Origin of the sequence: Hymenobacter sublimis (assembly GCF_023101345.1) — a bacterium.
GTDB classification, from domain to species: domain Bacteria; phylum Bacteroidota; class Bacteroidia; order Cytophagales; family Hymenobacteraceae; genus Hymenobacter; species Hymenobacter sublimis.
Map to the genome: position 1 here is coordinate 538,914 of NZ_CP095848.1, position 24,327 is coordinate 563,240.

Genomic DNA, 24,327 nt, shown 5'->3' on the forward strand with positions numbered 1-24,327 from the left:
ATCAATTAAGAATTAAAAATGAAGAATGAAGAACGGATGGTCGAACGAGCTTTAACCGTCAATTCTTCATTCTTCATTTTTAATTTATAATTCCAAAAAGATGCATCTGGAAATCATCACGCCGGACCGGAAAGTGTTTGAAGGCGAGGTTACGTCGGCCCGGTTTCCGGGTGCCGATGGCCTGTTTGAGGTTCTCAACAACCACGCCCCGCTTATTTCAGCCTTGCAGCCTGGCGACATCGTGCTGAACGGCGGCGCTACTACTTTTCGCATTGAAGGCGGGGTAGTCGAAGTGCTGCGCAACAACGTAATTGTGCTGGCTGAAGGCGCTTCGGCGTAACGCTGGCAAACTCCTCTAGAAAAAGCCTTTCCTTTGCGGGAAAGGCTTTTTCTTTTTCAAGTACATCCCTTCCCACCTCCTTTTCTCTACGGCCCACCCAGCCTGCTCCGTTCATGCACATCCACCCCAAAATCACCCCGATTTACCAAACTTCCGTGTTCAAGTTCGAAGACCTGAACGAGCTGGAACAGTACTTTGGGGAGCCAGGCAGCCGGTACATGTACTCGCGCAACGGCAACCCCAACTCCGATGAGCTAGCGGAGGCGGTAAACCAGTGGGAGGGTGGAGCCGGGGCCATTGCTACTGGCTCCGGAATGGCTGCCATTTTCGCTGCCTTAGCTGCGTGCTGCCAGGCGGGCGACCATGTGCTGTGTGCCGCCGACATTTACGGGGGCTCCTCGTCGCTGCTGAATCAGGAACTGAGCCGCATGGGCATTACTGTGACGTATGTGCCGTTTGAGCAGCTGTATGAGTTGGAGCAATTCGTGCAGCCTACTACGCGGGTGGTGTTGGCCGAAACCATCAGCAACCCGCTACTGCGAGTGGCAGACTTGCAGCGGCTTGCTACTGAGTGTCATCAGCACGGGCTGAAGCTGGTTGTTGACAACACCTTTGCCTCTCCGGTGCTGACTCGCCCCTTGGCCCTGGGCGCTGATTTAGTGATGCACAGCGTAACCAAATACATAGCTGGCCACTCCGACGTAACCGCTGGGGTAGTGGTAGCCACTGACCCCGAGTTGGCCGCGCGGCTAAAGCAGATCAGCATACTTTACGGCTTGACTCTAAGCCCAATGGAAAGCTGGCTGGCCGTACGGGGCCTGAAAACCCTACGCCTGCGTATGCGTGAGCACAGTCACAATGCCCTCGCCCTTGCTCAGTTCTTACAAGAGCAGCCAGTTGTGCGGGCCGTTTACTACCCCGGGCTACCCGACCATCCACAGCATGCCCTGGCCCTGGCCCAGGGTAGCGGATTATTTGGGGGCATGCTCTCCATCCTGCTAGCCGATGAGACTGAGGTAGTAAACCGCTTCATGCACCGGAGCCAGCGCTTCCCCTTCGCGCCTTCCCTGGCGGGAGTCGACTCATCCATGTCCTACCCCCTGGGTACCTCGCACCGCTACCTGACGCCGGAACAGCAGCAGCAACTAGGCATCAGCCCAGGGCTAGTACGGTTGTCAGTAGGTATAGAGCCGGTAGAGGAATTGCTGGCTGATCTGGAACAAGCCCTTCGGTAGGGTATAAATAGTTAAAAAGAAGGTAGCCTAGCAAGCTGCTAGAATCAAAATCTCTGGAAAAGGCCCGCGCAAGGCTAAGGCAGACGTTTTCCTGAGATTTTGTTTTATACTACTCCACTCAGCTTTTGTGCGTTAAATACTGTGCATTGAACTTTATATACCATTTGGGCTGGTCTAACTAGCTTCGAAGAGGGCCCGAATAGCAGAACTTACCCGTTGTAAATCGGCATCTATCATGGCCGTACCAGAGGGCAGGCACAGCCCCCGCGCAAAGAGGTCAGCGCTAATGCTTCCGCCGAAAACTGGGGTAGCCGCAAAAAGCGGCTGCTGGTGCAGGGGTTTCCAAAGCGGGCGGCTTTCGATGTTGTGCGTTTCCAGGTGCAGGCGCAGTTGTTCGGGCGTGACGCTGGTTTCTTCGGGGTCGAGTAGCAGGGTAGTAAGCCAGCGGTTGGAGCGGCCGCCAGCGGGTTCAGTCGGCCCGAAACGCAGGCCTGGGATGTTGGCTAAGTGCTTTTGATACCAGGCGAAAATCTCGCGGCGCTTTTTTACTCGGTCTTCCAGCAACTCCATTTGCCCCCGGCCGATGCCCGCGAGCAAGTTGCTAAGGCGGTAGTTATACCCGAGCTCCGAGTGCTGGTAATAGGGGGCTACATCTTTGGCTTGCGTGGCCCAAAAGCGGGTTTTGCGGGCCCAATCTGAGGTGTTCGTGACCAAGGCACCGCCACCACTGGTCGTCAGAATCTTATTGCCATTGAAGGAGAAAACGCCTACCTGCCCGAAAGTGCCCAAAGGCTGCCCCTCGTAGCGGGAGCCCAAGGCTTCGGCAGCATCCTCCAGAACGGGCACTTCAAATTCAGCGGCTATGGCCAGCACCTCGCGCAGCCGGGCCGGCATACCGTAGAGGTGCACCAGGATAAGGGCCTTGGGCCGACGGTTCTGGCGGCGTAGTTCTTCTAATGCTTCCCGCAGCCGCTGGGGGCAGATATTCCAGGTTTCGGCTTCGCTGTCGATGAAAACGGGCGTAGCACCCAGATACAGAATAGGGTTGGCCGTGGCCACGAATGTAAAGGACGGGCAGAGCACCTCGTCGCCAGGGCCTACGCCCAGCAGCCGCAAGCCCAGGTGGATAGCGGCCGTGCCGGAGGTGAGGGCTACGCAGTGCTGGGCCCCGGTAAACTCGCAGATGTCGCGCTCAAACCCATCTAGGTTGGGGCCCGCGGGAGCCACCCAATTATCCTCTATAGCCTTATGCAGGTAGTTAAGCTCATGACGGCCGAGGTGGGGAGGAGAGAGGAATAATCGGTCGTAATCCTGACTGCGCATAAGGAAAGAAGGAAAAGCGGCCGCTGGCAAAGCAGCCAGAACTCGCTAGCGCAAAAGAACGGTTAAAAAACCGGACCAGACATGATGCCGAGCATGAACGGCAACTATTCATGCCACTTGATTACTTGGGCCGGCACCCCTACCGCCGTGCAATTCCCGGGAACATCGCGCACAGCCACTGCTCCGGCTCCTATAATGGCGTTAGCTCCCACTCGTACTTGGTTAATGACTGTAGCATTGGTGCCCAAGTACACGCCCGTTTCCAGGTACGCTTCTCCGCCCACATTGGCGTGGGGCATCAAGGAGCAGAAGTCTTCCAGCACGGCATCGTGCCCCACGGTGCAGCCCAGGTTGAGCAGCACGTGCCGGCCCAGCACAATGTCGCAGGTCAGGATGCAGCCCTGGCTAATAATGCTGCCGGCCCCGATCTGCACCCGTTGCTCCGGCTGCAGCGCCACACCAGGGTGGATGAGGATCGGAAATGTGAGTCTTGGTGAGGTGAGCCGGGCTACCACAGCGGCCCGGCTGCGGCTATTACCCACGGCCACGACTACGTGTAGGGGCTCGAGTTCTGCATTCAGGGCCGCAATGGTTCCGAGGTAGGGTAGCCCGTGCACCGCAGGGGTAGCGGGGGCGCGGTCATCATAGAAACCAGTTAGCTGCCAGTGGGGGCGCACGGCGTTAATCTGCCGGGCCAGCACCACTACCTCCCGGCCCAGGCCGCCCGCGCCCACAATAGCTAAGCGCGGCAACTGGGTAGGCAACGAAGTAGGAGCGGAAGCAGCGGAAGCAGTACTCATGCGGCAGGCGGATGATCAGGAGAAACGGCAGTGCCCGTAAAAGCGGTGGTAGTGGCCTGGCCGGCCGCGGTAACGCCGTGGGCACTCAGCACCCGCCGAAAAGTACGCCACAGGATGCGCATGTCAAGGCGAAACGACAAATGGTCGACGTACCAGACATCATAGGCAAACTTCTGCTCCCAGCTGATGGCATTCCGGCCGTTCACTTGAGCCCATCCTGTAATGCCCGGCCGCACGGCGTGGCGGCGCGCCTGCTCTGGCGAATACAGCGGCAGGTACTGTTCCAGCAGCGGCCGCGGGCCCACCAGACTTAGGTCGCCGCGAAGCACGTTCCAGAGCTGGGGCAGCTCATCCAGAGAGGTGGCCCGCACCCAGCGGCCCAGGCGGGGTAGGCGCGCCTCATCGGGCAGCAGCTGGCCTTGAGCATCGCGCTGCCCAGTCATGGTTTGGAGCTTGTAGAACAGAAACACGCGGCCGTGCAGCCCCGGTCGGCGCTGCCGAAACAGCCAGGCTCCCCGGTTCTGTGCGGCCAGGGCGGCGGCCAGCGGCAAGAGCACGGGCACGGCCAACAGCAACAGCGGCGCGGCCAGCAGCACGTCGAGCAGGCGCTTGCCGCGGCGGGCGTACCAGGAGGAAGTTGCGGCGGCAGACATAAGGACGAAAATACGGGGAATTGTAGTAGGCGTTTGACTTCTCGCCGGCCAGGGCTTTAGCTTGCGCTATATTCCGCCTTCCCGTATGCTCGTTTTCCCCAACGCCAAGCTCAACCTGGGCCTCTACATCACCAGCCAGCGCCCCGACGGGTTTCGCAACCTCGAATCGGTGTTTGTGCCCCTACCCTGGACCGACGCGCTGGAAGTGCTGCCCGCCCCCGAAACTACCCTGACGCTCACCGGAATTCCTATTCCCGGTGAGCCGGCAACCAATCTGTGTTTGCGGGCCTACGAGCTGCTCCGCGCCGATTTCAACCTGGCGCCGGTACACCTGCATTTGCATAAAGTAGTGCCCATCGGGGCCGGATTGGGCGGCGGCTCTGCTGATGCCGCATTTGCGCTGCGGGCGTTAAGTGACCTGTTTCAGTTGGGCCTACCCCCCGAGGCACTGGAAAGCTACGCCCGCCGCCTGGGCTCCGACTGTGCTTTTTTCGTTCGCAATAAGCCGGTTTTTGCCTACGAAAAGGGCGACGTGTTCGAGGAAATCAGCCTGAACCTGAGCGGTACGGCCTGTAAAGTCATCTACCCCGGCCTGCACATCAGCACTGCCGAAGCCTACGCCCGCGTACAAGCTCGCACCCCACGCCACGACCTACGTGCGACCCTGGCTCAGCCCCTGGAAACCTGGCGCGCTACCGTCAGTAATGATTTTGAAGAGGCCCTGACGCCACACTACCCAGTGCTCGGTGAACTTAAGTCGGCGCTGTACGCGGCTGGCGCAGCCTACGCCAGCCTGTCGGGCTCTGGATCGGCGGTGTACGGGCTGTTTCCGGGCCTACAGGTGCCACCCACTATGCAGCTGCCAGCCGGGTACCAGGTCTGGGACGGGCAGTTGTAACAGGCACAGCGTCTGCGTGAAGAAATTTGCTCTCGTGCTGCGTTCCGCTAGTCGCCTTACCCTCTGGAAATAGTGAAGCGGTGAGTGAGTGAAGTGTCATGGCGAGGGGAACGAAGCCATCCTTTTTTCCTTTCTAGCCAACCTACCAACATGACAAGCCCTTACGTCCGTGCTGGGGGTAAGGACTTATTACGTTAGTAGGGGTAGTACACTTGCCAGGACGGATGGCGGCGTCGGGCTTCCTCGCCAGAACATTGCACCGCTGCACTCATTCACCAACTCACCGCCTACCCTACCAGCACGTCGGCGGCTTCTTTGGGGCGAATGCGGCGGCGGTTCCACTGCTCGATGATGGGGTGAATAAGCACGCTCAGTAGAATAATGACAGTGCCCAGGTAGAATTTGGTGGAGAGCTTTTCCTGGCCGAAGCCGGGAATGCGCAGCGTGTACATGAGCACGGCCAGGATGATGCCGTACACCGGCTCCAGGTTAATGGTCAGGTTCACTACGAAGGCCGAAATGCGCTTCATCAACTCCACGGAAGTAGAAAAGGCATACACCGTGCACACGCCGGCCAGCACCAGCAGCCACAGCCAGTCCAAGCCCGAAAGTGCCAACTGTACGCCGCGGCCCTCCGTGAAATAACGCCCGTACAGGGGCATAAACAGGGCAATGCTCAGGCAGGCTCCGGTCATTTCGTACAAGGTCAGGCGGAGCGGGGTGTGGCGCTTTACCAGCTTAGAGTTAAACACGCTGAACAATGCCGACAGTCCCGCGGAAACAATGGCCACCAGTAGGCCCGCCAACTGGTCCAGCTCGGCCTGCGACACGAGGTAGAGCCCCACCATGGTTAGCAGCCCCAGCCCTACCTCGTAAAACCGCACCCGCCGCCACAGCAGCAGGGGTTCCAGCAGGGAAGTCCAGAGGGCCAGCGTGGCCAAACCCGCCAGGCACACGCTCACCGACGACATGCGGGCCGCGAGGAAAAAAGTAATCCAGTGCGTGGCCACCAGCGCCCCTATACCCAGCAGGCGCAGGGCTTCGCCGGCCGGCATCCACAGGGACTGCCGCCGCGCCACAACCAATCCGGCCAGCCCCGCGGCCGCCAGCAATGTGCGCCAGAACACTAGCTCTACCGGCGGCAGGGAAATGAGCTTGCCCAGAATGGCCGTGAAGCCCCAGAGCAATACTATAAAATGCAGGCGGAGGTAGTCTTTGAGCATATAGTGAGGTGGTGAACTGGTGAGATAGTGAAAGGGTGAGTTTGACGTGCGGTTGGCGCTACCTGCGCCGATAGCGCCGACAAAACATCAAACTCACCAGTTCACCATCTCACCAGTTCACCGTTAGCGCGGAACTACCCGGTAGAGGAACAGCCCGATCAGGGTGAAAACTAAACTAGGCACCCAGGCCGCCAGCAATGGCGAGAGGGTACCTACGGCGGCCAGGTTGCGGCTCAGAATCACAAAAATGATGAACACGAAGGCCAACACGAAACCCAACGCAATTTGCCCGCCCACGCCGGCCCGGCTCTTGCGCGCACTCATAATCACCCCAATCACCGTCAGGATGAACATGGCATAGGGGTAGGCGTACCGCTCGTATTTTTCGCTGAGGTACACCTGGGTATCGTCGGCGCCGCGGGCTATTTTCTGGTTGATGTAGCGGTTGAGCTCGGGTAGGGTCAAGGTTTCGGCCAGGCGGTAGGTGCTAGCAAAGTCCTTGGGGTAGAGGTTGAGGGTGGTGTCGCGGGCGGGCAGACTCTGCAGGGTTTCTTTGTCGCCGTTGAAAGTGCGGATTACCTGGGGCGTGAGCTTCCAGGCCCGTTTGGTGGAGTCCCAGGTGATGGCTTCGGCCGTCATGCGGCGCTTGAGCAGCGTGCCTTCAATGGTTTCCAGCGCAAACTTGTAGCCCACGTTGTTCACGTTGTCGTAGCTCTCCATGAAGGCGTAGCTCTTCGGCCCGATTTTGATGTGCACGTTGCGCGCATCAAAGCGGTAGGGATTTTTGATGTAGGCCTTCTCGAACTGCACCCGGGTTTTGTTGGCAATCGGAATTAGCCAGCCCGTCATGGCCATGGTCAGCACTCCCAAAATGGCGCTACCCATAATGTAGGGCAGCAAAAACCGCTTGAAGCTGATGCCCGAAGCCAGCATGGCCACTACCTCCGTGCGCGAGGCCAGTTGGGCCGTCACGAACACCACCGCAATAAACACCGTGATGGGGGAGAGCAAGTTGGCGAAGTACGGAAACAGGTTCACATAGTACTCCGATACAATCTGCCAGGCGCCCAGGTCGTGCTTCAGAAAATCGTCGTTTTTCTCCGTGAAGTCAATCACGCAGATAACCGACACCAGCAGCACCACCGTGAAGAAAAACGCAGTGAGAAACTTCTTTATAATGTACTTATCGAGCAGCTTCATGAGTGGCATATTACTGCTGTTTCAACGGATGTCGCATACGTAACGTGCGCTGCCGTCGGAGCCACATCTGCCGGGCCGATAATACGGCCAATAAAGCACCCAGCTTTACACAGGCAGCCTCTGCTCCAGGCAACATAGGCATAATGCCTAATGGTGGATAAATAGTCCAGCCTTGTAAACTTGAATCCGGCACAGGCCACCCATAATAAGGCCACCAATATTCAGGCTTAAAAGGCATTGACAGGCCTGAATGGTCTAGCGCCTGAAACACAGGGTAGGAGATAATGTGAACGATGCAGCCCAAAAAATAGGCTACCAGCAAAACTTTGACTAACTCAACGGTTAGGTGTCTGAGAGATGATGCAGGTTTAAATAGAAAATTCTTTTCGGTCTGTCGCGCCACTACGGTCACTAACAGCAATAACACACCTGCTACTACAAACGCAATCCACATTGGGTAGAGGCGTACAAGTAATGTGAAGGACACTGCTAAAAAAGACTGCCACGAGTTATAATGAGCACCAGCTGCTTGTTCCTGAATATCCAATGGCTGACCGTCAATATATATGTCAAATGAATTGGATGAGGGCCACCCGAACGTATGGCCGAAGTCACTTGCAATAAACAGCAAGCAATACATGATTGGGAAGCCTATTAACAACCACCACAGGCCAAGGCATCCTAGCCGATTAGCAAAACCTGACATTTTCTCGGGGCTTACAACCGCGTCATCACCTGCTTTACCATCCGGTCCTTCCACTCCCGGAAGGTGCCGGCCAGGATTTGCTGGCGGGCCTGCTTTACTAGCCAGAGGTAGAAGGTCAGGTTATGAATGGAAGCAATTTGAGGGCCCAGCATTTCCTTGCTGTGGAAGAGGTGGCGCACGTAGGAGCGGGAGTAAAACGTGCTGACGTAGCCGCCCAGCTCCTCGTCAATCGGCGTGAAGTCGTCGGCCCACTTCTTGTTGGCAATGTTCATAATGCCCTGGGTAGTGAACAACATACCGTTGCGGGCGTTGCGGGTGGGCATCACGCAGTCGAACATATCCACGCCCAAGGCAATGTTTTCCAGAATGTTGGCCGGCGTGCCGACCCCCATGAGGTAGCGCGGCTTGTCCTGGGGCAGAATGTCGCAGACTAGCTCGGTCATTTCGTACATGAGCTCGGCCGGTTCGCCTACGCTCAGGCCGCCAATGGCGTTGCCCTCGCGACCCTGCTCGGCAATAAACTCCGCCGATTTCACGCGCAGGTCCTTGAAAGTGCTACCCTGCACAATCGGAAAAAGGGTTTGGGAGTAGCCGTAGTGGCCCTCGGTGCTGTCGAAACGCTGGATGCAGCGCTGGAGCCAACGATGGGTCATGTCGAGGGAGCGGGCGGCGTAGTCGTACTCGCAGGGCCAGGGCGTGCACTCGTCGAAGGCCATGATGATGTCGGCCCCAATGGTGCGTTGAATGTCCATGACCCCTTCGGGCGAAAATAAGTGCTGCGAGCCATCAATGTGGGAGCGGAATTTCACGCCCTCCTCTTTGATTTTGCGCGTACCCGACAGCGAGTACACCTGGTACCCACCTGAGTCGGTCAGAATTGGCCGGTCCCAGCCGTTGAACTTGTGCAAGCCGCCGGCTTTGCTAAGCACCTCCAGGCCCGGGCGCAGGTAGAGGTGGTAGGTGTTGCCGAGGATAATCTGGGCCTGAATATCGTCTTTCAGGTCGCGCTGCTGCACGGCTTTTACGGTGCCGGCCGTGCCCACAGGCATGAAAATAGGCGTTTCAATGGCGCCGTGGTCGGTGTGTACGACGCCGGCGCGGGCTTTACTATGGGGGTCGTTGGCTATGAGGTCGAAGGTCATTCTGCGGGAAGAAGCTAGGAGCTGGAAGCCAAGAAATAGGAGTTGGAATCTAGAAGCTAGGAGTAAAATAGGTAGTCAGAACTGCGTCTGAGCTAACAACTCTATACTTCTACCTCCTGGCTTCTGGCTCCTACCTCCTGGCTTCTCTTTACAAAGGTACTCGCCCCACCCCGAATGCCTACTTTTGCAACTCGATTCACGACCTGCGCCTTGCCTTTCCATCTTTCTCCGGCTCTGTGGCTGCTGCTGGCCTGCGGGCTGATACAGCTTTTCTACGCGGCCTACTACTTTCTGCCCTTCGCCCGCCGTCCCCCGGAGCCATCCAACGGCCCCGACGCGGAGCCCGTGTCCGTGCTGGTGTGCGCCCACAACGAACTGGAAAATCTGCGTCGTTTGCTACCTCTGCTGTTGCAGCAAGACTACCCCGCTGGCTTCGAGCTACTGCTCATTGATGACCGCTCCGAGGACGATACGTACCTGTTCGTGCAGCAGCTCACCCAGTACTACCCCCACGTGCGGCTGGTTACCGTCAATAAGACACCTGACGGATTGGCACCCAAAAAATACGCTCTTACGCTCGGTATTAAAGTAGCCCGCTACGAGCGCATGGTGTTTACCGATGCAGATTGCATTCCGGCCACTAACCAGTGGCTCAGGTACATGCAACGCGGCTTCGATAAACCGGCCGATGTGGTGCTGGGGTATTCGGCCTACGCGGAGGAAAACGGCTTTTTGAATAAGTTGATTCGGTTTGAAACCTTCCTGACGGGGGCACAGTATTTGTCGTTCGCGTGGCGCGGCCAACCTTACATGGGGGTGGGGCGCAACCTTGGGTATACCCGGCAGGTCTTTCAACTGACTAAAGGTTTCGCTTCCCACATCCGCAGCCTTTCCGGCGACGACGACCTGCTGGTGCAGGACGCCGTGGCCCGCGGGGCCCGGGTAGCCGTAATAGCCGACCCGGGAGCCCATACTCTTAGTGAACCAGCCCAGACATGGGGCGAGTGGTGGCGCCAAAAGCGCCGGCACCTTTCCGCGGGCCGGCAATACCGGTTCGTAGATCGTCTTCGGATTGGAACATTTATTGGCGTAAATTTGCTATTCTACAGCACGGCAATCGGCCTGCTGTTTTCCCGCCCCGACTGGGTACCTTTGGCCGCAGTGTGGCTCGTGCGCACCGTGGCGATGATGGCCGTGTACTACCAGCTCGGTCGTCGGCTCGAGGATCGGCTGCCGCTGGCGTGGCTACCCGTCCTCGACGCTGTGTATTTTTTTTATTATCTCGCTCTGGGAATGTCGCTGTTCCTCTACCGTACCCTCCGATGGAAGTAAACAATCAGGAAAAACAGTTCTCCGCCAAAGCCAAGCACGACTTCAAGCTGATTCGGGCCGCCGTTGAGCAGAGCGACGAAAAAGCCTACGCCGAACTGATGCAGATCTACAAGAAGCCGGTGTACCACGTCGTGCTGAAGATGGTGCGCAACCCCGACGACGCGGAGGACCTCACCATTGAGGCTTTTGCCAAAGCCTTCCGCAACCTGCACAAGTTCAACCCGGAGTTTGCCTTCAGCACCTGGCTGTTCCGCATTGCCACCAACAACTGCATTGACTTTATTCGCAAGAATAAAATCAAGACGATGTCGATTGACTCGGCCATCAAGATTGACAACGGCGACGAAATCACCATTGACTTCCGCGACCAGAACCTGAACCCGCAGGAGTCAGCCATCAAGAATCAGAAAATCGAGATTATGCAGCACGTGGTGTCGCGGCTGCCCGAGAAATACCAGCGCCTCGTAACCCTGCGCTACTTCGATGAACTGAGCTACGAGGAAATTGCCCAGGAGCTAAAAGCCCCACTCGGTACCGTGAAAGCTCAGCTGCACCGCGCCCGGGAGCTGCTCTATGACATGGTGAAGAACAAAAAGGAAATCATCTAGTGAAAGCCCCGCCGCCAGGCGGGCTTTTTTATTTAAGACTTTCTATGAAGTAGGTAGTGCTACCGTCCCAATGGCATTTCGTACATCTGCCGTTTTCAAAAATGTGCTGACAGTTTGGGTACCCATACAAATGATGAGCGCACTCAGTACATAGCCCACGCATCACGGAGGAGCCAGCGAAAAACAGGCTCGTGCATTCGTCACACTGATTAATCTCTTTGCTAGTTATTAGCACTTAGCGTTTACTGAAGCTGATCAATAATAAATTCTTTCTGTCCCAAAAGGTAATAAGTATTCATGGGCTGAACGTAGTGCCGCTACCTTTGCGCTACCATGGATATTATCACCCACTACTTTCCTAATCTTACCGACCACCAGCGCCAGCAGTTTCAGCAGCTCGAAACCGAGTTCCGGAGCTGGAATGAGCGCCTCAACCTAGTGGCCCGTACGGATGTCGACAACCTTGCGGAGCGGCATTTTCTGCATTCGCTGGGTATTGCCAAGGTAGTGGAGTTTGCGCCCGGCTCGTCGGTGTTGGATGTGGGCACGGGAGGTGGCTTGCCGGGGCTGCCACTGGCCATTCTGTTTCCGGAGGTAAAGTTTCACTTGGTTGACAGCATCGGCAAGAAAATCAGGGCCGTGCAGGAAATGGCCCACGCCCTGCACCTACCCAACGTAACCGCCGAACAAACCCGGGCCGAACAACTTCGCCCGAAATACGACTACGTAGTAAGTCGCGCTGTGGCCCGCCTGGCTACCTTCCACACCTGGATTGCCCACCGGTTTAAGCCCCGCAACGAAGCCGCTCCCAACAGCGGCCTTTACTACCTCAAAGGAGGCGACTTAGCCGAAGAGATAGAAGAATCGGGCCTGCAGGCAACCGTGCTTGATTTACATGATTTCTACACAGAAGAGTTTTTCGAAACGAAAAAAGTAGTGGTAGTGCCGGCTACTTATAGCGGCCGCTGAACAAACAGGTAGTTGCTTTAAAAACGAGTGCCCTGCTTATTGTTCGGTAAGCAGGGCACTCGTTTTAGTAACAGTTAGGGCTAGGCGGGCACCTCTGCCGTCAGGAACTCCACGGCTCGGCGCTCCGAATAGTAGGCGCCATCGGGGCTGCCCTCTCCAAAACCCACGTGACCACCATCGGCCGGCGTTTCTAGGTACACGAAGGCACTGCGGGTTGCTACCTCCCGCGGGAAGCAGGAGGGAGGCAGAAAGGGGTCGTTTAGGGCGTTAACCAGTAAGGTAGGAATTTGAATACCAGCCAGGTAGCGACCAGAGCTGGCATGCTCATAATACTCATCCGCCGACGTGAACCCGTGCATGGGAGCCGTGAACCGGTCATCGAACTGCGGGAAATCTTGCAAGGCGTCGATGTTTGTGAGATCAACCTGCCCGGGGAGAAGGTCTGCTTTCTGGCGCATCTTAGCCCGCAGGGTTTTCATGAACCGTTTGAGGTAGATGCGGTTTTCTGGGCGGGCAATGTGGTAGGAGCTGGACTTTAAGTCAGTGGGTACCGAGAAAACAGCGGCCCGCTGCACCTGCCGCGGCACTCGGTCTGGATTTTCGCCCAGGTACTTCAAGGTAACATTCCCTCCAGCTGAAAAGCCCGTGAGGAAGACTCGACGGTAGCGGGTAGTGCCCAAGGCGTAGCGCACCACAAAGTCCAGGTCGTCGGTGTCGCCGAGGTGGTAGGAGCGAAGCAGGCGGTTCATTTCGCCGCTGCAGCTGCGGTAGTTCCAAGCCAGGGCATCCATGCCGGCCTGGTTGAGTGCGCGCACCATACCGCGCACGTAGGGTCGGCTGGCATCTCCTTCCAGACCATGCGAAACGATGGCTAAGGTATCAGTCGGTAACTCGGCAGGCGGGCGGGACCAGTCTAGGTCTAGGAAATCACCGTCTTCCGTTTCAACTCGCTCCCGTTGGTAGCGCACCTCCGGCACGGAGCGCCATAAACTAGGTACGATTGTCTGCAGGTGGCCATTAAAGAGGTAGAACGGCGGCTGATAAGAAGAGTGCGAAACAAGAGGCATAGGGCAACAAGCAAAAAGGAGGACGCTTGTTTTGGTAATTAAATATACGCCAAAACAAGTAGGCATGCATACGTTCGTCTCATTCTCCTTCTCTAGAAACACGAGCTCATATGCCTAGCACTATTGGGCGTAATTGGTGTGTGAACGAGGGTGAATGCTGTGCTAATTGATTGGCTGTCAATAGTTGAGCTTGGAATTAAACATCCGCTAAAAGACAAAAAAAGTAAAACGATTTGCCTGAGCTGCGTATAAAAGTGACTCCATCCCACATTTACTACTATGAAAACGACAAAAGCACTTTTTAGCCTTTTTGCCGCTGGCTCTTTGCTGGCCGCTACCGCTTGTAGCAGCACCAACACAGGTACCTCCGCCGGCGGTACTACCTCCGGTAGCAGTATGGGTAGCAATTCAGGCATGGATGCTACCGGGAGCAGTGGCAGCATGGGTACTAGCTCTAGCGCCGGAATGTCGTCTGGTAGCGCTGGGGCTACTGGCTCGGCTGGTACTAGCAGCACGGCCACCATTAGCGGTACGGGCGGTAGCAATGCCACGGCCGGTACCGGTGGAGCTGCTGATATGACTGCCTTTATGGCCACCTTCTCTACCATGCAAGACCCCGTATTCCTGATGACGGCGGCTAGCAGCAATCTGCTAGAGATACAAATGGGGCAAATGGCAACCCAAAAAGCATCAAATGCCGACGTGAAAAAGTTTGGTCAGATGATGGTAGACCACCACACCCGCGCCACGCAGGAGCTGAAAACAGTGGCTACTCCGCTGGGCGTAACGCTACCTCAAACCATGATGCCCGTCCATCAGGCTATGGCCGACCGATTAATGGCGAAATCCGGTAAAGCTTTCGACGAGGACTATATGGATGCCATGGAAACGGCGCATAAGATGGACATTGCCATGTTCGAAGTAAAAAGCAACGCTGCCGAAACCCCCACGGTAAAAGCCTTTGCTACGAAAACGCTACCCATGCTTCGCTCCCACGAAAAGATGGCTAGCGAAGTGGAGAAGAAGGTCGATTAACCTTCTGGCTTGGCAACGAAATAACGTTGCAATCCAAAACAAGGCCCCTCGTAATTACGAGGGGCCTTTTTGCTGAGTACAGGCGAGAAGGGCGCTGCCAGGCTGTTAATGCGCTGCTACCTTTTACACACTATTTGCTATTTCAAAGCAAAGCTTTACCTTTGCACTCCCCAATTGAACTGAATTCGAGCAGAAGACCATTTTCATACCCCATGGCAAATCATAAGTCGGCCCTCAAGCGCATCCGTTCCAACGAAGCTAAGCGCGTGCTGAACCGTTACCAGGCTAAATCTACCCGCACGGCTATCAAGAAGCTGCGTGGCACCACCGACGCTACGGCTGCTCAGGAGCTGCTGAAGAAAGTATCGTCGATGCTGGACCGTCTGGCCAAGAAGAACATCATTCACAAGAACAAAGCCGCTAACAATAAGTCGAAGCTGGCTAAGTTCGTGAAGTCGCTGGCTGCTTAAGTAGTCAACCGGCACTCTGCTCTATAGTAACTAAGGCCCTGAGCTTATGCTTGGGGCCTTAGTTCGTTGAATAAATGGGTACTTTACTTATGGCTGCGCACAGTTCTTGCTCAGCTGTAAAGTCCCAGCTTAACCTGATGGTGCATAAAAGGGCCCGTGCAGCAACTGCACGGGCCTTTTTAGTGGTAGAGCAAGGAGTTAGGTAGCAGTTATGCCACGCTTACTTTCACCATGTTGGTTTTGCCTTTCTCGTTGATGGGCATGGAGGCCGTGTTGATGAACACGTCGCCTTTTTGCAAATGGCCTGTGGTGGTCAGGGCGTATTTAATATCCGATACGGTGCTATCAGTGCTGACCATCCGGTCGTAGTAGAAGCCACGCACCCCCCAGATCAGGCTTAGGGTAGTAAGCAGGGCACGGTTATCGGTGAAGATGAAGATGTTGGCTTTGGGCCGATACTTCGCCATCTGAAAGGCCGTGTAGCCCCGGTGCGTCATGCCGGTAATGGCTTTAGCCCCCGTGTTCTTGGCCAAGTGGCAGGCCGCCGACAGTACGCTGTCAACCATGAAGGTAGGCGAGTCAGGCGTGATGGGGTACCAGTGGTGGTACAGGCTAGGCATGCGGCTCTCCACGCTCGTGATAGTGCCTACCATGGAGCGAATTACTTCGGCGGGGTAGGCGCCCACGGCCGTTTCGGCGGAAAGCATGACGGCATCTGCGCCGTCGATTACTGCGTTGGCTACGTCGCTGGTTTCGGCGCGGGTGGGGCGGGGGGCCGTAATCATGCTCTCCATCATCTGGGTAGCTACGATAACGGGCTTGCCAGCCTTATTGCACTTCTCCACAATCATTTTCTGGGCCATTGGCACCTCTTCCATCTTCACTTCCACCCCTAGGTCGCCGCGGGCAACCATTACGGCGTCGGTGAGGGCAATGATTTCATCGAGGTTGCGGAGGCCTTCCGGGGTTTCAATCTTAGCAATCACGCGGGCCGACTTGCCGCTTTCCGCAATCAGGCTCTTGATGAAACGGATATCCTCGGCCCGGCGGGCAAACGACAGAGCAATCCAGTCTACCTCGTTTTCCAACCCAAACTTTAAATCCTCAATGTCCTTCTCCGTCATGGACGGGGCCGACACCTCGGAGTCAGGAAGATTGATGCCTTTACGGGGCTTTACCAAGCCGCCATAAATTACTTCTACATCTACTTCCTTGTCGCGGTCCGTAGCCAGCACGCGCAGCTCAATTTTGCCGTCATCGATGAGGATCATGTCGCCGGCTTTCACGTCGCGGGCCAACCCTAGGTAAATCGTGCTCAGGCGGGTAGCAGTGGTAATCTCCTTCTCACCGCAAACCAGCTTGATTTTATCGCCGGCCTTGATTTCTACTCCGCCGCCTTCTACCTCACCCAACCGAATTTTAGGGCCCTGCAAATCTTGCAGCAGCCCCACGTTCATACGCATGTCCTTGTTGAGGCGGCGCACGGTGTTGATTACTGATAGGTGGTCCTCATGGCTGCCGTGGGAGAAGTTAAGCCGGAACACGTCGACACCTTCTCGCATGAGCATGCCCAGCTTTTCGTAGGTGTTGGAGGCGGGCCCCACGGTGGCAATGATCTTGGTTCTATTAAAGTGCGGTCGAGATTCCATAGGACGATTTTGGTTCGGAAATTCTTAGTTACAAGCGTAAACAGCAGTCATCCTGAGCGGGCGCATGAGCCTCCGGCGAGCGAGCAGCAAACGTGTTACCACGTGCCTTGGCTTTGGGAAGATTCTTCGCGCTACTCAGGATGAAAGCGAGTTCGTAGCCTCAAAAGAGCAGATTTTCTTTGAATTTAAGGTCATTAGGGTCGAATTGACTAACCAACTGAACTTCCGGCAGGGCCGTTAGCTGCACCAGCAGCTCCTCCGGCGTGAGGGCTCCCGTGCCGTTGCTGACCTGTAGCAAATAATCGTACTCCTTGATATCAGGGGCCAGGAAGGGCTTTTTCAGGGGCGAGGGGTCCACGGACCGGTTGCGCAGCAAACGAAGCGTGAAGTGCTCGGTGGCGTAGAGGTAGTTGCTAATGACGAGCCGGCCTTTGTTGAACAGGTCGTAAATTAGGTCCTGCTGTTTCACCAGCCGCAGGTTAAGCGTGCGGTTCAGAATCCAGGCCAGCGTGTGCTCCCGCGTCGACGAAACGAGACCGAACAGGTCGAACTCGCAGTCGTATTCCACATCGAGCGTAAGGGTTTTCATGGGCGGCGGCAAAGGAAAGGAAACGCAAAAATAGGCACCGCAGTACCCCCACGGAACTTCCGGGGCCATAATCTTACACTGGGAAGAATCGGGGGAGGAAGTTTGACAATGTTAGCGAAGATGGTGTTATTTGTGCCGAGTTTTCCTTAAACCCCCACGGAAATGTCTGAAATTGCAGAAAAAGTAAAGGCCATCATCATTGATAAACTCGGCGTAGAAGCTTCGGAAGTTACTCCGGAGGCTAGCTTCACCAACGACCTGGGCGCTGACTCGCTGGATACCGTTGAGCTCATCATGGAGTTCGAAAAAGAATTCAACGTGTCTATCCCCGACGACCAGGCCGAGAATATCGGTACCGTGGGCCAGGCCATCAGCTACCTCGAAGAGCACGCTAAGTAGTAGTAGGTATCGAGTATTTAGTATTGAGTAGTTAGCCGCCGCAGGAAATACCCGCTACCTCATTACTCAATACTATCTACTCTGTACTCGCTACTGAGCGCCTTACTTTTTGCTTACCGGCCGGCCTGCCGCCGGCCGTTTTGCTTTTTTACTGATTCCTTTCTTTCGCTTCTCTGAGCCAGCCTATGTCTCTTCGGAGAGTTGTCGTGACCGGCCTGGGTGCCATTACCCCGCTGGGCAACACCGCCCCTACCTATTGGGAAGGCCTGCAAGCCGGCGTGAGTGGGGCCGCCCCCATCACCCGATTCGATGCCAGCAAGTTCAAGACCCGCTTCGCCTGCGAAGTAAAGAACTACAACCCGGACACGTACTTCCCCACCAAGGAAGGCCGGAAAATGGACATCTTCACCCAGTTCGCTCTGATTGCGGCCGATGAGGCCATCAAAGATGCCCGTCTGGATGAAGAAGGTGTTGACAAAGACCGGGTCGGCGTTATTTGGGGTTCCGGTATTGGGGGGCTGACCTCCTTGCAGGCGGAGTGCATTGCCTTCGCCAACGGCGACGGTACGCCCCGTTTCAATCCGTTCTTTATCCCGAAGATGATTGCCGACAGCGCGTCGGGCAACATCTCCATTCGTCACAAGTTCCGCGGGCCCAACTTCGTTACTACCTCAGCCTGCGCCTCATCTTCTGACTCTATTATCTCGGCCTTCAACTATATCCGCCTGAACATGGCCGATGTGGTCGTGACCGGGGGCTCGGAAGCAGCTATCACCGAGTCGGGGGTAGGCGGCTTCAACGCCCTCAAGGCCATGAGCGAGCGGAACGACGCGCCCGAGCTGGCTTCCCGCCCCTACGACAAGGAGCGTGACGGTTTTGTGCTGGGTGAAGGCGCGGCCTCGCTAATTCTGGAAGAGTACGAGCACGCTAAAGCCCGTGGTGCCAAAATCTACGCCGAGCTGATTGGCGGCGGCATGTCAGCGGATGCCTACCATATCACGGCTCCTGACCCGGAAGGCAATGGGGTAGTGCTGGTGATGCAAAACGCCCTGCGCGACGCCGGTATTTCGCCCGCCGACGTGGATTACATCAATACCCACGGCACCAGCACCCCGCTGGGCGACGGAGCCGAGGTGAAAGCCATCCAGAAAGTGTTCGGCGAAGACGCCTACAACCTCAACATCAGCTCTACCAAGAGCATGACGGGGCACTTGCTGGGTGGGGCCGGTGCTATTGAAGCAGTGGCCTGCATTCTGGCTATGCAGCACAACATCGTGCCGCCTACCATCAACCACTTCACCGACGACCCCGAGCTGGACCCCAAGCTAAACTTCACCTTCAACAAGGCCCAGGCCCGCGAGGTGAACGTAGCCATGAGCAACACCTTCGGGTTTGGGGGCCACAACACGTCGGTCATCTTCCGTAAACTCCGCGACTAATGCCCAGGCCCGGTCAGCCCCTGCCGTTGTTCGGCTTTTTCCGCCGACTGCTGGGTCGTGACCGGGCCTTCCGGCAAGCCATTGCCACGCTTACCGGCCACACGCCCGATAACGTGCGGCTCTACCAGCTAGCGTTTACCCACTCCTCCGTGGTGCGCCAGCAGGGCGAGCAGGCCCGTCACCAAAGTAATGAGCGGTTGGAGTTTCTCGGCGACGCCGTGCTAGGCACGGTGGTAGCGGAATACCTATTCCGTAAGTTTCCGTACGAGCAGGAGGGTTTCCTGACGGAGATGCGCAGCCGCATCGTGAACCGGGAAAGCCTTAACGCCATTGCCCTGAAAATCGGCCTCGATAAGCTGGTGCAGCTGGATGCCGGCCAGGGCCGTGCCGCCCGGTCCCGCTCCGTGAACGGCAACGCCCTGGAGGCCCTGGTGGGCGCCGTGTACCTGGACCAAGGCTACAAAACGGCCCGCAAGTTTGTGCTTCACCGCCTGATCAAGCCCTACGTGGATGTGAAGGCCATGACCCAAACGACTACCAACTTCAAGAGCAAGTTGATCGAATGGGCTCAGCGTAACGGCAAAATCATGCGCTACGACCTGACCGGGGAGCCTCGGCCGGGCGGCGTCATGGAGTTTTCGGCCACGGTCATCGTCGATGAAAGTCCGGTGGCTACGGGTATGGGCCTCTCCAAAAAACAAGCGGAGCAGCTCGCTGCTGAGCGGGCACTAGAAGTGCTGGGAGTATAGGCCGCCGCTTACCTAAGTTAATGTAGTTGTCAAGCTCCTGATGCCCATTCTGGTGTTAGGAGCTTATGGCGTTGTCGGGCACAGGCTACTCCTGTGAAAGGGGATGGGACTTCAGTAATAGCTACAACAAAAGGGCAACCTGAACCAGAGAAATGGAGTTGATTTGCGAAACAAACTTCCTTCCTGACTCATGCGAATAGCCGGCGCCGCCCTCAACCAAATACCCATTGACTGGACCCATAATCTGCGCACCATCCGCGAGGCCATTGAACAGGCCAAAGCAGCCGGCGTGGAGCTGCTCTGCCTGCCCGAGCTCTGCCTCACGGGCTACGGCTGCGAAGATTTGTTTTTAAGTGACTGGATGCCCGAGTCGGCGCTGGCCCATTTGCAGCAAATTCGGCCCTGGACCGAGGGAATCTGCGTGGCCGTGGGCCTGCCAGTACGGCTGAATCACAGCACTTACAACACCGCCGCTGTGCTCCGCGACGGGCAGATTCTGGGTTTCGCGGCCAAGCAGTTTCTAGCCAATGACGGTGTGCACTACGAGCCGCGCTTCTTTACGCCTTGGCCTGCGGGCAAAATTATTACCGTGCAGTGGGAAGGGGAGGAGTGGCCCCTGGGCGACATGATTTTTGAGCATAAGGGTGTAAAGTTCGGCTTTGAAATCTGTGAGGATGCTTGGCGGCCCGATGACCTGCGGCCCGCGGCCCGGCTGGCCGGTCGGGTAGATTTAATTGTGAATCCTTCGGCCAGCCACTTTGCCATGAGCAAAACGGACCTACGTTACAAGCTGGTGCTTAACGCCTCGCGCAACTTCAACTGCACCTACCTCTACGCCAATCTGCTGGGCAATGAAGCCGGCCGCATTGTGTACGACGGCGAGATTCTGGTGGCGCGCAACGGCCACCTGCTGCTGCGCAACCAGCTCATGAGCTTCAAGGAAGTAGACATGGAATGTGTGGATGTGGATTTCACTACGGAGCAGGTCCGCGCCGAAGAAATTCAGCCCCTGCCTACCCCCGACGAGTACCGGGAACTAAACCAAGCCTTAAGCCTGGCCTTGTTTGACTACTTGCGCAAGGCCCGCAGCCGGGGCTTCGTGCTCAGCCTCAGCGGCGGGGCCGACTCGGTGATGTGCGCCGTGGCCGTGGCAGAATTAGTGCGCCTGGGCACCACCGAAATTGGTACGGCCGAGTTTATGCGGCGGGCCGGTTGCTTTACCACGGACGACATTGAGCGCCTCGCCGGTCCGGCAGTGCCAACTCCCGACCAAGCTACACCCGGCCCGAAAGATGCGTCGAACACGGAACCCAGCCCCGAGCAAGTGGCCATCAATAAAGAGCTGACGGGGCGCCTGTTAACTTGCGCCTACCAGGGTACCGTCAACTCCTCCGACGATACGTTCAACTCGGCCAAGGAGCTAGCCGATTCTATTGGTGCCGTATTTTACAGCTGGACTATTGACGACGAGGTGACCGGCTACGTGGGTAAGATCGAACACGCGCTGGGCCGGGAGCTAACCTGGAAAACGGACGATTTGACCTTGCAGAACATTCAGGCCCGGGTGCGCGCCCCGGCCATCTGGATGCTGGCCAACGTGCAGAACTGCCTGCTACTAACGACCTCTAACCGCTCGGAAGCCAGCGTGGGTTACTGTACCATGGATGGCGACACGGCCGGCTCTATCTCGCCCATTGCCGGCGTGGACAAGGCGTTTGTGAAAGAGTGGTTGCGCTGGGCCGAAACAGAACTGAACTACCCTGCGCTGCGCCACGTGAACAACCTGCAGCCCACCGCCGAACTGCGCCCCCTGGAAGACAAGCAAACCGACGAGCGGGACCTGATGCCCTACCCCTTGCTGAACCGCATTGAGCGCCTGGCCTTCTACAACCGCCTCAGCCCGAAGGCAGTGCTAGCCGCTCTAACGCAAGAAGAAACCACCATTGATGCCGAACAGTTGAAAACCTACGTGAAGCGTTTCTACAGCCTCTGGAGCCGCAACCAGTGGAAGCGGGAACGGTTTGCTCCGGCCTTTCACCTCGATGATTACAACGTGGATCCTCGCTCCTGGCTGCGCTTTCCCATTCTGAGCGGCGGTTTTACGGAAGAGCTCAATAGCCTGTAAAAGGCACTTTGCTCAATAGCACGTGTCATTCTGAGTAGGGCGAGCAATCCGCGTTGGCTTCGAACAAGTAACTCGAATTACTCGCCCTACTCAGAATGACACGTGCCGTTAGGTAAGGCTAAAACCCTTTCCGTACTTTCGGGCTCTCATTTTTTTCTTCTGCTTATGAGTTTGCTGAGCGCTATACTGTGGACTGCCAATCCCATCCTGGCGGAAATTGGGCCGCTTACCCTGCGCTGGTACGGGCTGTTGTTTATGTCGGGCTTTGTGGTGGGTACTTTTATCCTGGGCCACGTTTATAAATCCGAGAAGGTGTCGCCGCGCTGGGTTGACGTTATTACGATTTATGTGCTGCTGGGCACGGTGTTGGGCGCGCGCCTGGGGCACGTGTTCTTCTACGACTGGGCTTCTTACAAGGACCAGCCTTGGGAAATCCTGAAAATCTGGCACGGTGGTTTGGCCTCGCACGGTGCCACCATTGGTATCATCTTCGCCGTGTGGCTGTTCAGCCGCAATAATAAGTTCGACTGGCTCTGGACCCTCGACCGGATTGTGCTGGTGGTGGCCGTGGGCGGAGCCCTGATCCGCATCGGTAACCTGATGAACTCCGAGATTGTGGGTCGCCCCACCGACGTGCCCTGGGCCTTCGTGTTCCCGCGCGACGTAGAGCACCTGCAGGAAGCCACCACTAGCCTGGTGCCGGCCGGGGCCGTAGCCGTGCAGCGCACCCGGGAGTCTGATGGCCAGGTTCGGTTTGATACCCAGCCCGTTGGCGCTACCATCGTGCCCGGCACTGAGGTAGCCGTGCCCCGCCACCCCACCCAGATTTACGAGTCGCTGTTTTGTGTGGTGCTGTTTGTGCTGCTCTACGGCATGTGGAACCGCACCAAAGAGCGCACCCCGCGCGGGCAGCTATTCGGCTTGTTTGTAGTGCTGCTGTTCTCGTTCCGCTTTCTGGTGGAGTTTCTGAAGGAAGATCAGGTAGCCTTTGAGCAGAACATGAGCCTGAACATGGGCCAGTGGCTCAGCGTCCCGCTGATTTTTGTGGGCCTGTGGGTAGTGTGGCGTGCCGGCAAGGACCCCCAGAACCCCTACGGCTATGCCCCCCGCGACTTGGAGGAATCTCCGGCCGCAGCCGCTGCTACCCTTAGCCCCCGCAAGTAGATGCTGCATCATTCCGAGCCGAGCGAGGAATGACATGAAAAAGCCCCGCTCTCAGCCGAGAGCGGGGCTTTTTTTAAGCTTAAGTAACCCGGGCGGCTAGTAGCGGCGGTTTACGGCGTTCAAATCCTCGAAAGCGGACTTCAAACGGGTGATGAAGCTTTCCTCGCCCTTGCGCAACCACACGCGCGGGTCGTAGTACTTTTTGTTGGGCGAATCCTCGCCGGTAGGGTTGCCGATCTGGCTTTGCAGGAAGCCTTCGTTTTTCTGGTAGTACCCGCGAATACCGTCCCAGAACGCCCACTGCAAGTCCGTGTCGATGTTCATCTTGATGGCGCCGTAGCTGATGGCCTCACGGATTTCCTCCTGCGAGGAGCCCGAGCCACCGTGGAACACGAAGTTGATGGGCCGCTCGGCCTGCAGCGCGTACTTCTGCTTCACGAAATCCTGGGAGTTTTTCAGGATAACGGGCTGCAGCTTCACGTTGCCGGGCTTGTACACGCCGTGCACGTTGCCGAATGCAGCGGCCACCGTGAAGCGCGGGCTTACCTTGCTCAGTTCCTCGTAGGCGTAGGCCACTTCCGAAGGCTGAGTGTAGAGCTTACTGGAATCCACGTCGGAGTTATCTACGCCGTCTTCCTCGCCGCCCGTTACGCCCAGCTCAATTTCCAGGGTCATGCCCATTTTGGCCATGCGCTCCAGGTACTGCTTGCAGATTTCAATGTTCTCCTCAATTGGCTCCTCCGAGAGGTCCAGCATGTGAGAAGAGTACAGGGGCTGGCCGTACTGAGCGAAGTGCTTCTCGCCGGCTTCCAGCAAACCATCAATCCAGGGTAACAGCTTTTTGGCGGCGTGGTCGGTGTGCAGAATGACGGGTACGCCGTAAGCCTCGGCCATCAGGTGCACGTGCTGAGCCCCCGAAATACCACCGGCAATGCTGGCCTGCTGCTTATCGTTGGGCAGGCCTTTGCCAGCAAAAAACTGAGCACCACCGTTCGAGAATTGAATAATAACCGGCGAGTTCAGGTCGCGGGCGGCTTCCAGTACGGCGTTTACCGTGTCGGTGCCCGTTACGTTCACGGCAGGTAGGGCGTAGCCATTGGCTTTGGCGTGGTCGAAGAGCTGCTGCACTTCGTCGCCGTGCAGCACGCCGGCGCGCAGGCCGGTGAGAGTGGTTTGTTCAGCCATTTGCTGGGTAGTAATGACGTGGTTAAG

General features: G+C 56.9%; 24 protein-coding genes. 13 read left to right on the forward strand and 11 right to left on the reverse strand.

Translation table 11 applies throughout. The annotated features are described in order from the left end of the window. Positions 1-100: 100 nt before the first annotated feature. Both atpC and MWH26_RS02350 read left to right on the forward strand, forming a co-directional pair. Positions 101-340: an ATP synthase F1 subunit epsilon gene (atpC, locus tag MWH26_RS02345; protein ID WP_188558813.1), complete on the forward strand. Its 240-nt coding sequence runs from the start codon at positions 101-103 to the stop codon at positions 338-340. A gap of 113 nt (positions 341-453) precedes the next feature. Next, on the forward strand, positions 454-1,575 hold the full coding sequence (locus MWH26_RS02350) for a trans-sulfuration enzyme family protein (protein WP_247975890.1): 1,122 nt from the start codon (positions 454-456) through the stop codon (positions 1,573-1,575). Between the two features lie 174 nt (positions 1,576-1,749). Here MWH26_RS02350 and MWH26_RS02355 read toward each other — a convergent pair whose 3' ends face one another. The 3 genes from MWH26_RS02355 to MWH26_RS02365 form a co-directional block, all read right to left on the reverse strand. Next, the gene (locus MWH26_RS02355; RefSeq protein ID WP_247975891.1) at positions 1,750-2,898 is read right to left on the reverse strand and encodes a DegT/DnrJ/EryC1/StrS family aminotransferase; all 1,149 of its coding nucleotides are present in this window, start codon (positions 2,896-2,898) and stop codon (positions 1,750-1,752) included. A 104-nt stretch (positions 2,899-3,002) separates the two neighbouring features. Beyond that, on the reverse strand, positions 3,003-3,698 hold the full coding sequence (locus MWH26_RS02360; protein WP_247975892.1) for an acetyltransferase: 696 nt from the start codon (positions 3,696-3,698) through the stop codon (positions 3,003-3,005). Continuing rightward, a complete protein-coding gene (locus MWH26_RS02365) occupies positions 3,695-4,351 on the reverse strand; it encodes a sugar transferase (RefSeq protein ID WP_247975893.1) in 657 nt (218 codons plus the stop codon). The genes MWH26_RS02360 and MWH26_RS02365 overlap by 4 nt, the downstream gene beginning before the upstream one ends. A gap of 85 nt (positions 4,352-4,436) precedes the next feature. On the opposite strand from MWH26_RS02365, the gene ispE reads away from it, so the two are divergent. After that, positions 4,437-5,249, forward strand: a complete 813-nt coding sequence (gene ispE / locus MWH26_RS02370; protein ID WP_247975894.1) for a 4-(cytidine 5'-diphospho)-2-C-methyl-D-erythritol kinase — start codon at positions 4,437-4,439, stop codon at positions 5,247-5,249. Positions 5,250-5,536: 287 nt separating this feature from the next. On the opposite strand, the gene MWH26_RS02375 is transcribed toward ispE, so the two are convergent. From MWH26_RS02375 to tgt, 4 genes are all read right to left on the reverse strand, one after another. After that, entirely contained in the window at positions 5,537-6,472 is a 936-nt protein-coding gene (locus MWH26_RS02375; protein WP_247975895.1) for a DMT family transporter, read from the reverse strand. Between the two features lie 123 nt (positions 6,473-6,595). Further along, positions 6,596-7,672 carry an LptF/LptG family permease gene (locus MWH26_RS02380; RefSeq protein WP_247975896.1) on the reverse strand — a complete coding sequence of 359 codons (1,077 nt, stop codon included), beginning with the start codon at positions 7,670-7,672 and terminating at the stop codon, positions 6,596-6,598. Between the two features lie 10 nt (positions 7,673-7,682). Further along, a complete protein-coding gene (locus tag MWH26_RS02385) occupies positions 7,683-8,432 on the reverse strand; it encodes a hypothetical protein (protein ID WP_247975897.1) in 750 nt (249 codons plus the stop codon). Further along, the gene (gene tgt, locus MWH26_RS02390) at positions 8,390-9,520 is read right to left on the reverse strand and encodes a tRNA guanosine(34) transglycosylase Tgt (RefSeq protein ID WP_247975898.1); all 1,131 of its coding nucleotides are present in this window, start codon (positions 9,518-9,520) and stop codon (positions 8,390-8,392) included. The genes MWH26_RS02385 and tgt overlap by 43 nt, the downstream gene beginning before the upstream one ends. Before the next feature lie 174 nt (positions 9,521-9,694). Here tgt and MWH26_RS02395 point away from each other — a divergent pair, with 174 nt between their 5' ends. From MWH26_RS02395 to rsmG, 3 genes are all read left to right on the forward strand, one after another. After that, entirely contained in the window at positions 9,695-10,852 is a 1,158-nt protein-coding gene (locus MWH26_RS02395) for a glycosyltransferase (RefSeq protein WP_247975899.1), read from the forward strand. After that, positions 10,843-11,460: an RNA polymerase sigma factor gene (locus MWH26_RS02400; RefSeq protein ID WP_188558823.1), complete on the forward strand. Its 618-nt coding sequence runs from the start codon at positions 10,843-10,845 to the stop codon at positions 11,458-11,460. Before MWH26_RS02395 ends, MWH26_RS02400 begins: the two co-directional genes overlap by 10 nt. Positions 11,461-11,793: 333 nt before the next feature. Continuing rightward, the gene (gene rsmG / locus MWH26_RS02405; RefSeq protein WP_244695038.1) at positions 11,794-12,429 is read left to right on the forward strand and encodes a 16S rRNA (guanine(527)-N(7))-methyltransferase RsmG; all 636 of its coding nucleotides are present in this window, start codon (positions 11,794-11,796) and stop codon (positions 12,427-12,429) included. A gap of 80 nt (positions 12,430-12,509) precedes the next feature. On the opposite strand, the gene MWH26_RS02410 is transcribed toward rsmG, so the two are convergent. Further along, positions 12,510-13,496, reverse strand: coding sequence for a YheT family hydrolase (locus MWH26_RS02410; RefSeq protein ID WP_247975900.1), 987 nt, complete (start codon positions 13,494-13,496; stop codon positions 12,510-12,512). A 279-nt stretch (positions 13,497-13,775) separates the two neighbouring features. Here MWH26_RS02410 and MWH26_RS02415 point away from each other — a divergent pair, with 279 nt between their 5' ends. Next, a complete protein-coding gene (locus MWH26_RS02415; protein WP_247975901.1) occupies positions 13,776-14,531 on the forward strand; it encodes a DUF4142 domain-containing protein in 756 nt (251 codons plus the stop codon). Positions 14,532-14,743: 212 nt separating this feature from the next. Then, entirely contained in the window at positions 14,744-15,001 is a 258-nt protein-coding gene (rpsT, locus tag MWH26_RS02420) for a 30S ribosomal protein S20 (RefSeq protein WP_073287339.1), read from the forward strand. A 209-nt stretch (positions 15,002-15,210) separates the two neighbouring features. Here rpsT and pyk read toward each other — a convergent pair whose 3' ends face one another. Both pyk and MWH26_RS02430 read right to left on the reverse strand, forming a co-directional pair. Beyond that, positions 15,211-16,650 (reverse strand): pyruvate kinase, encoded by a 1,440-nt coding sequence (pyk, locus tag MWH26_RS02425; protein ID WP_247975902.1) that lies wholly within the window; start codon positions 16,648-16,650, stop codon positions 15,211-15,213. 160 nt (positions 16,651-16,810) lie between these two features. Next, complete coding sequence (locus MWH26_RS02430) at positions 16,811-17,239, reverse strand: IPExxxVDY family protein (RefSeq protein WP_244695042.1); 429 nt, start codon at positions 17,237-17,239, stop codon at positions 16,811-16,813. A gap of 162 nt (positions 17,240-17,401) precedes the next feature. On the opposite strand from MWH26_RS02430, the gene MWH26_RS02435 reads away from it, so the two are divergent. The 5 genes from MWH26_RS02435 to lgt all read left to right on the forward strand — a co-directional run bounded on the left by MWH26_RS02435 (position 17,402) and on the right by lgt (position 23,115). Further along, positions 17,402-17,638: an acyl carrier protein gene (locus MWH26_RS02435; RefSeq protein WP_019948606.1), complete on the forward strand. Its 237-nt coding sequence runs from the start codon at positions 17,402-17,404 to the stop codon at positions 17,636-17,638. 185 nt (positions 17,639-17,823) lie between these two features. Next, positions 17,824-19,077: a beta-ketoacyl-ACP synthase II gene (fabF, locus tag MWH26_RS02440; RefSeq protein WP_247975903.1), complete on the forward strand. Its 1,254-nt coding sequence runs from the start codon at positions 17,824-17,826 to the stop codon at positions 19,075-19,077. Continuing rightward, positions 19,077-19,826 (forward strand): ribonuclease III, encoded by a 750-nt coding sequence (gene rnc / locus MWH26_RS02445; RefSeq protein WP_188558829.1) that lies wholly within the window; start codon positions 19,077-19,079, stop codon positions 19,824-19,826. Before fabF ends, rnc begins: the two co-directional genes overlap by 1 nt. Positions 19,827-20,016: 190 nt before the next feature. Beyond that, entirely contained in the window at positions 20,017-21,951 is a 1,935-nt protein-coding gene (nadE, locus tag MWH26_RS02450) for an NAD(+) synthase (RefSeq protein WP_247975904.1), read from the forward strand. A gap of 165 nt (positions 21,952-22,116) precedes the next feature. Further along, on the forward strand, positions 22,117-23,115 hold the full coding sequence (lgt, locus tag MWH26_RS02455) for a prolipoprotein diacylglyceryl transferase (RefSeq protein ID WP_247975905.1): 999 nt from the start codon (positions 22,117-22,119) through the stop codon (positions 23,113-23,115). A 96-nt stretch (positions 23,116-23,211) separates the two neighbouring features. Here the strand turns inward: lgt and fbaA are convergent, their stop codons facing one another. After that, the gene (gene fbaA / locus MWH26_RS02460; RefSeq protein WP_244695045.1) at positions 23,212-24,300 is read right to left on the reverse strand and encodes a class II fructose-bisphosphate aldolase; all 1,089 of its coding nucleotides are present in this window, start codon (positions 24,298-24,300) and stop codon (positions 23,212-23,214) included. Positions 24,301-24,327: the final 27 nt, after the last annotated feature.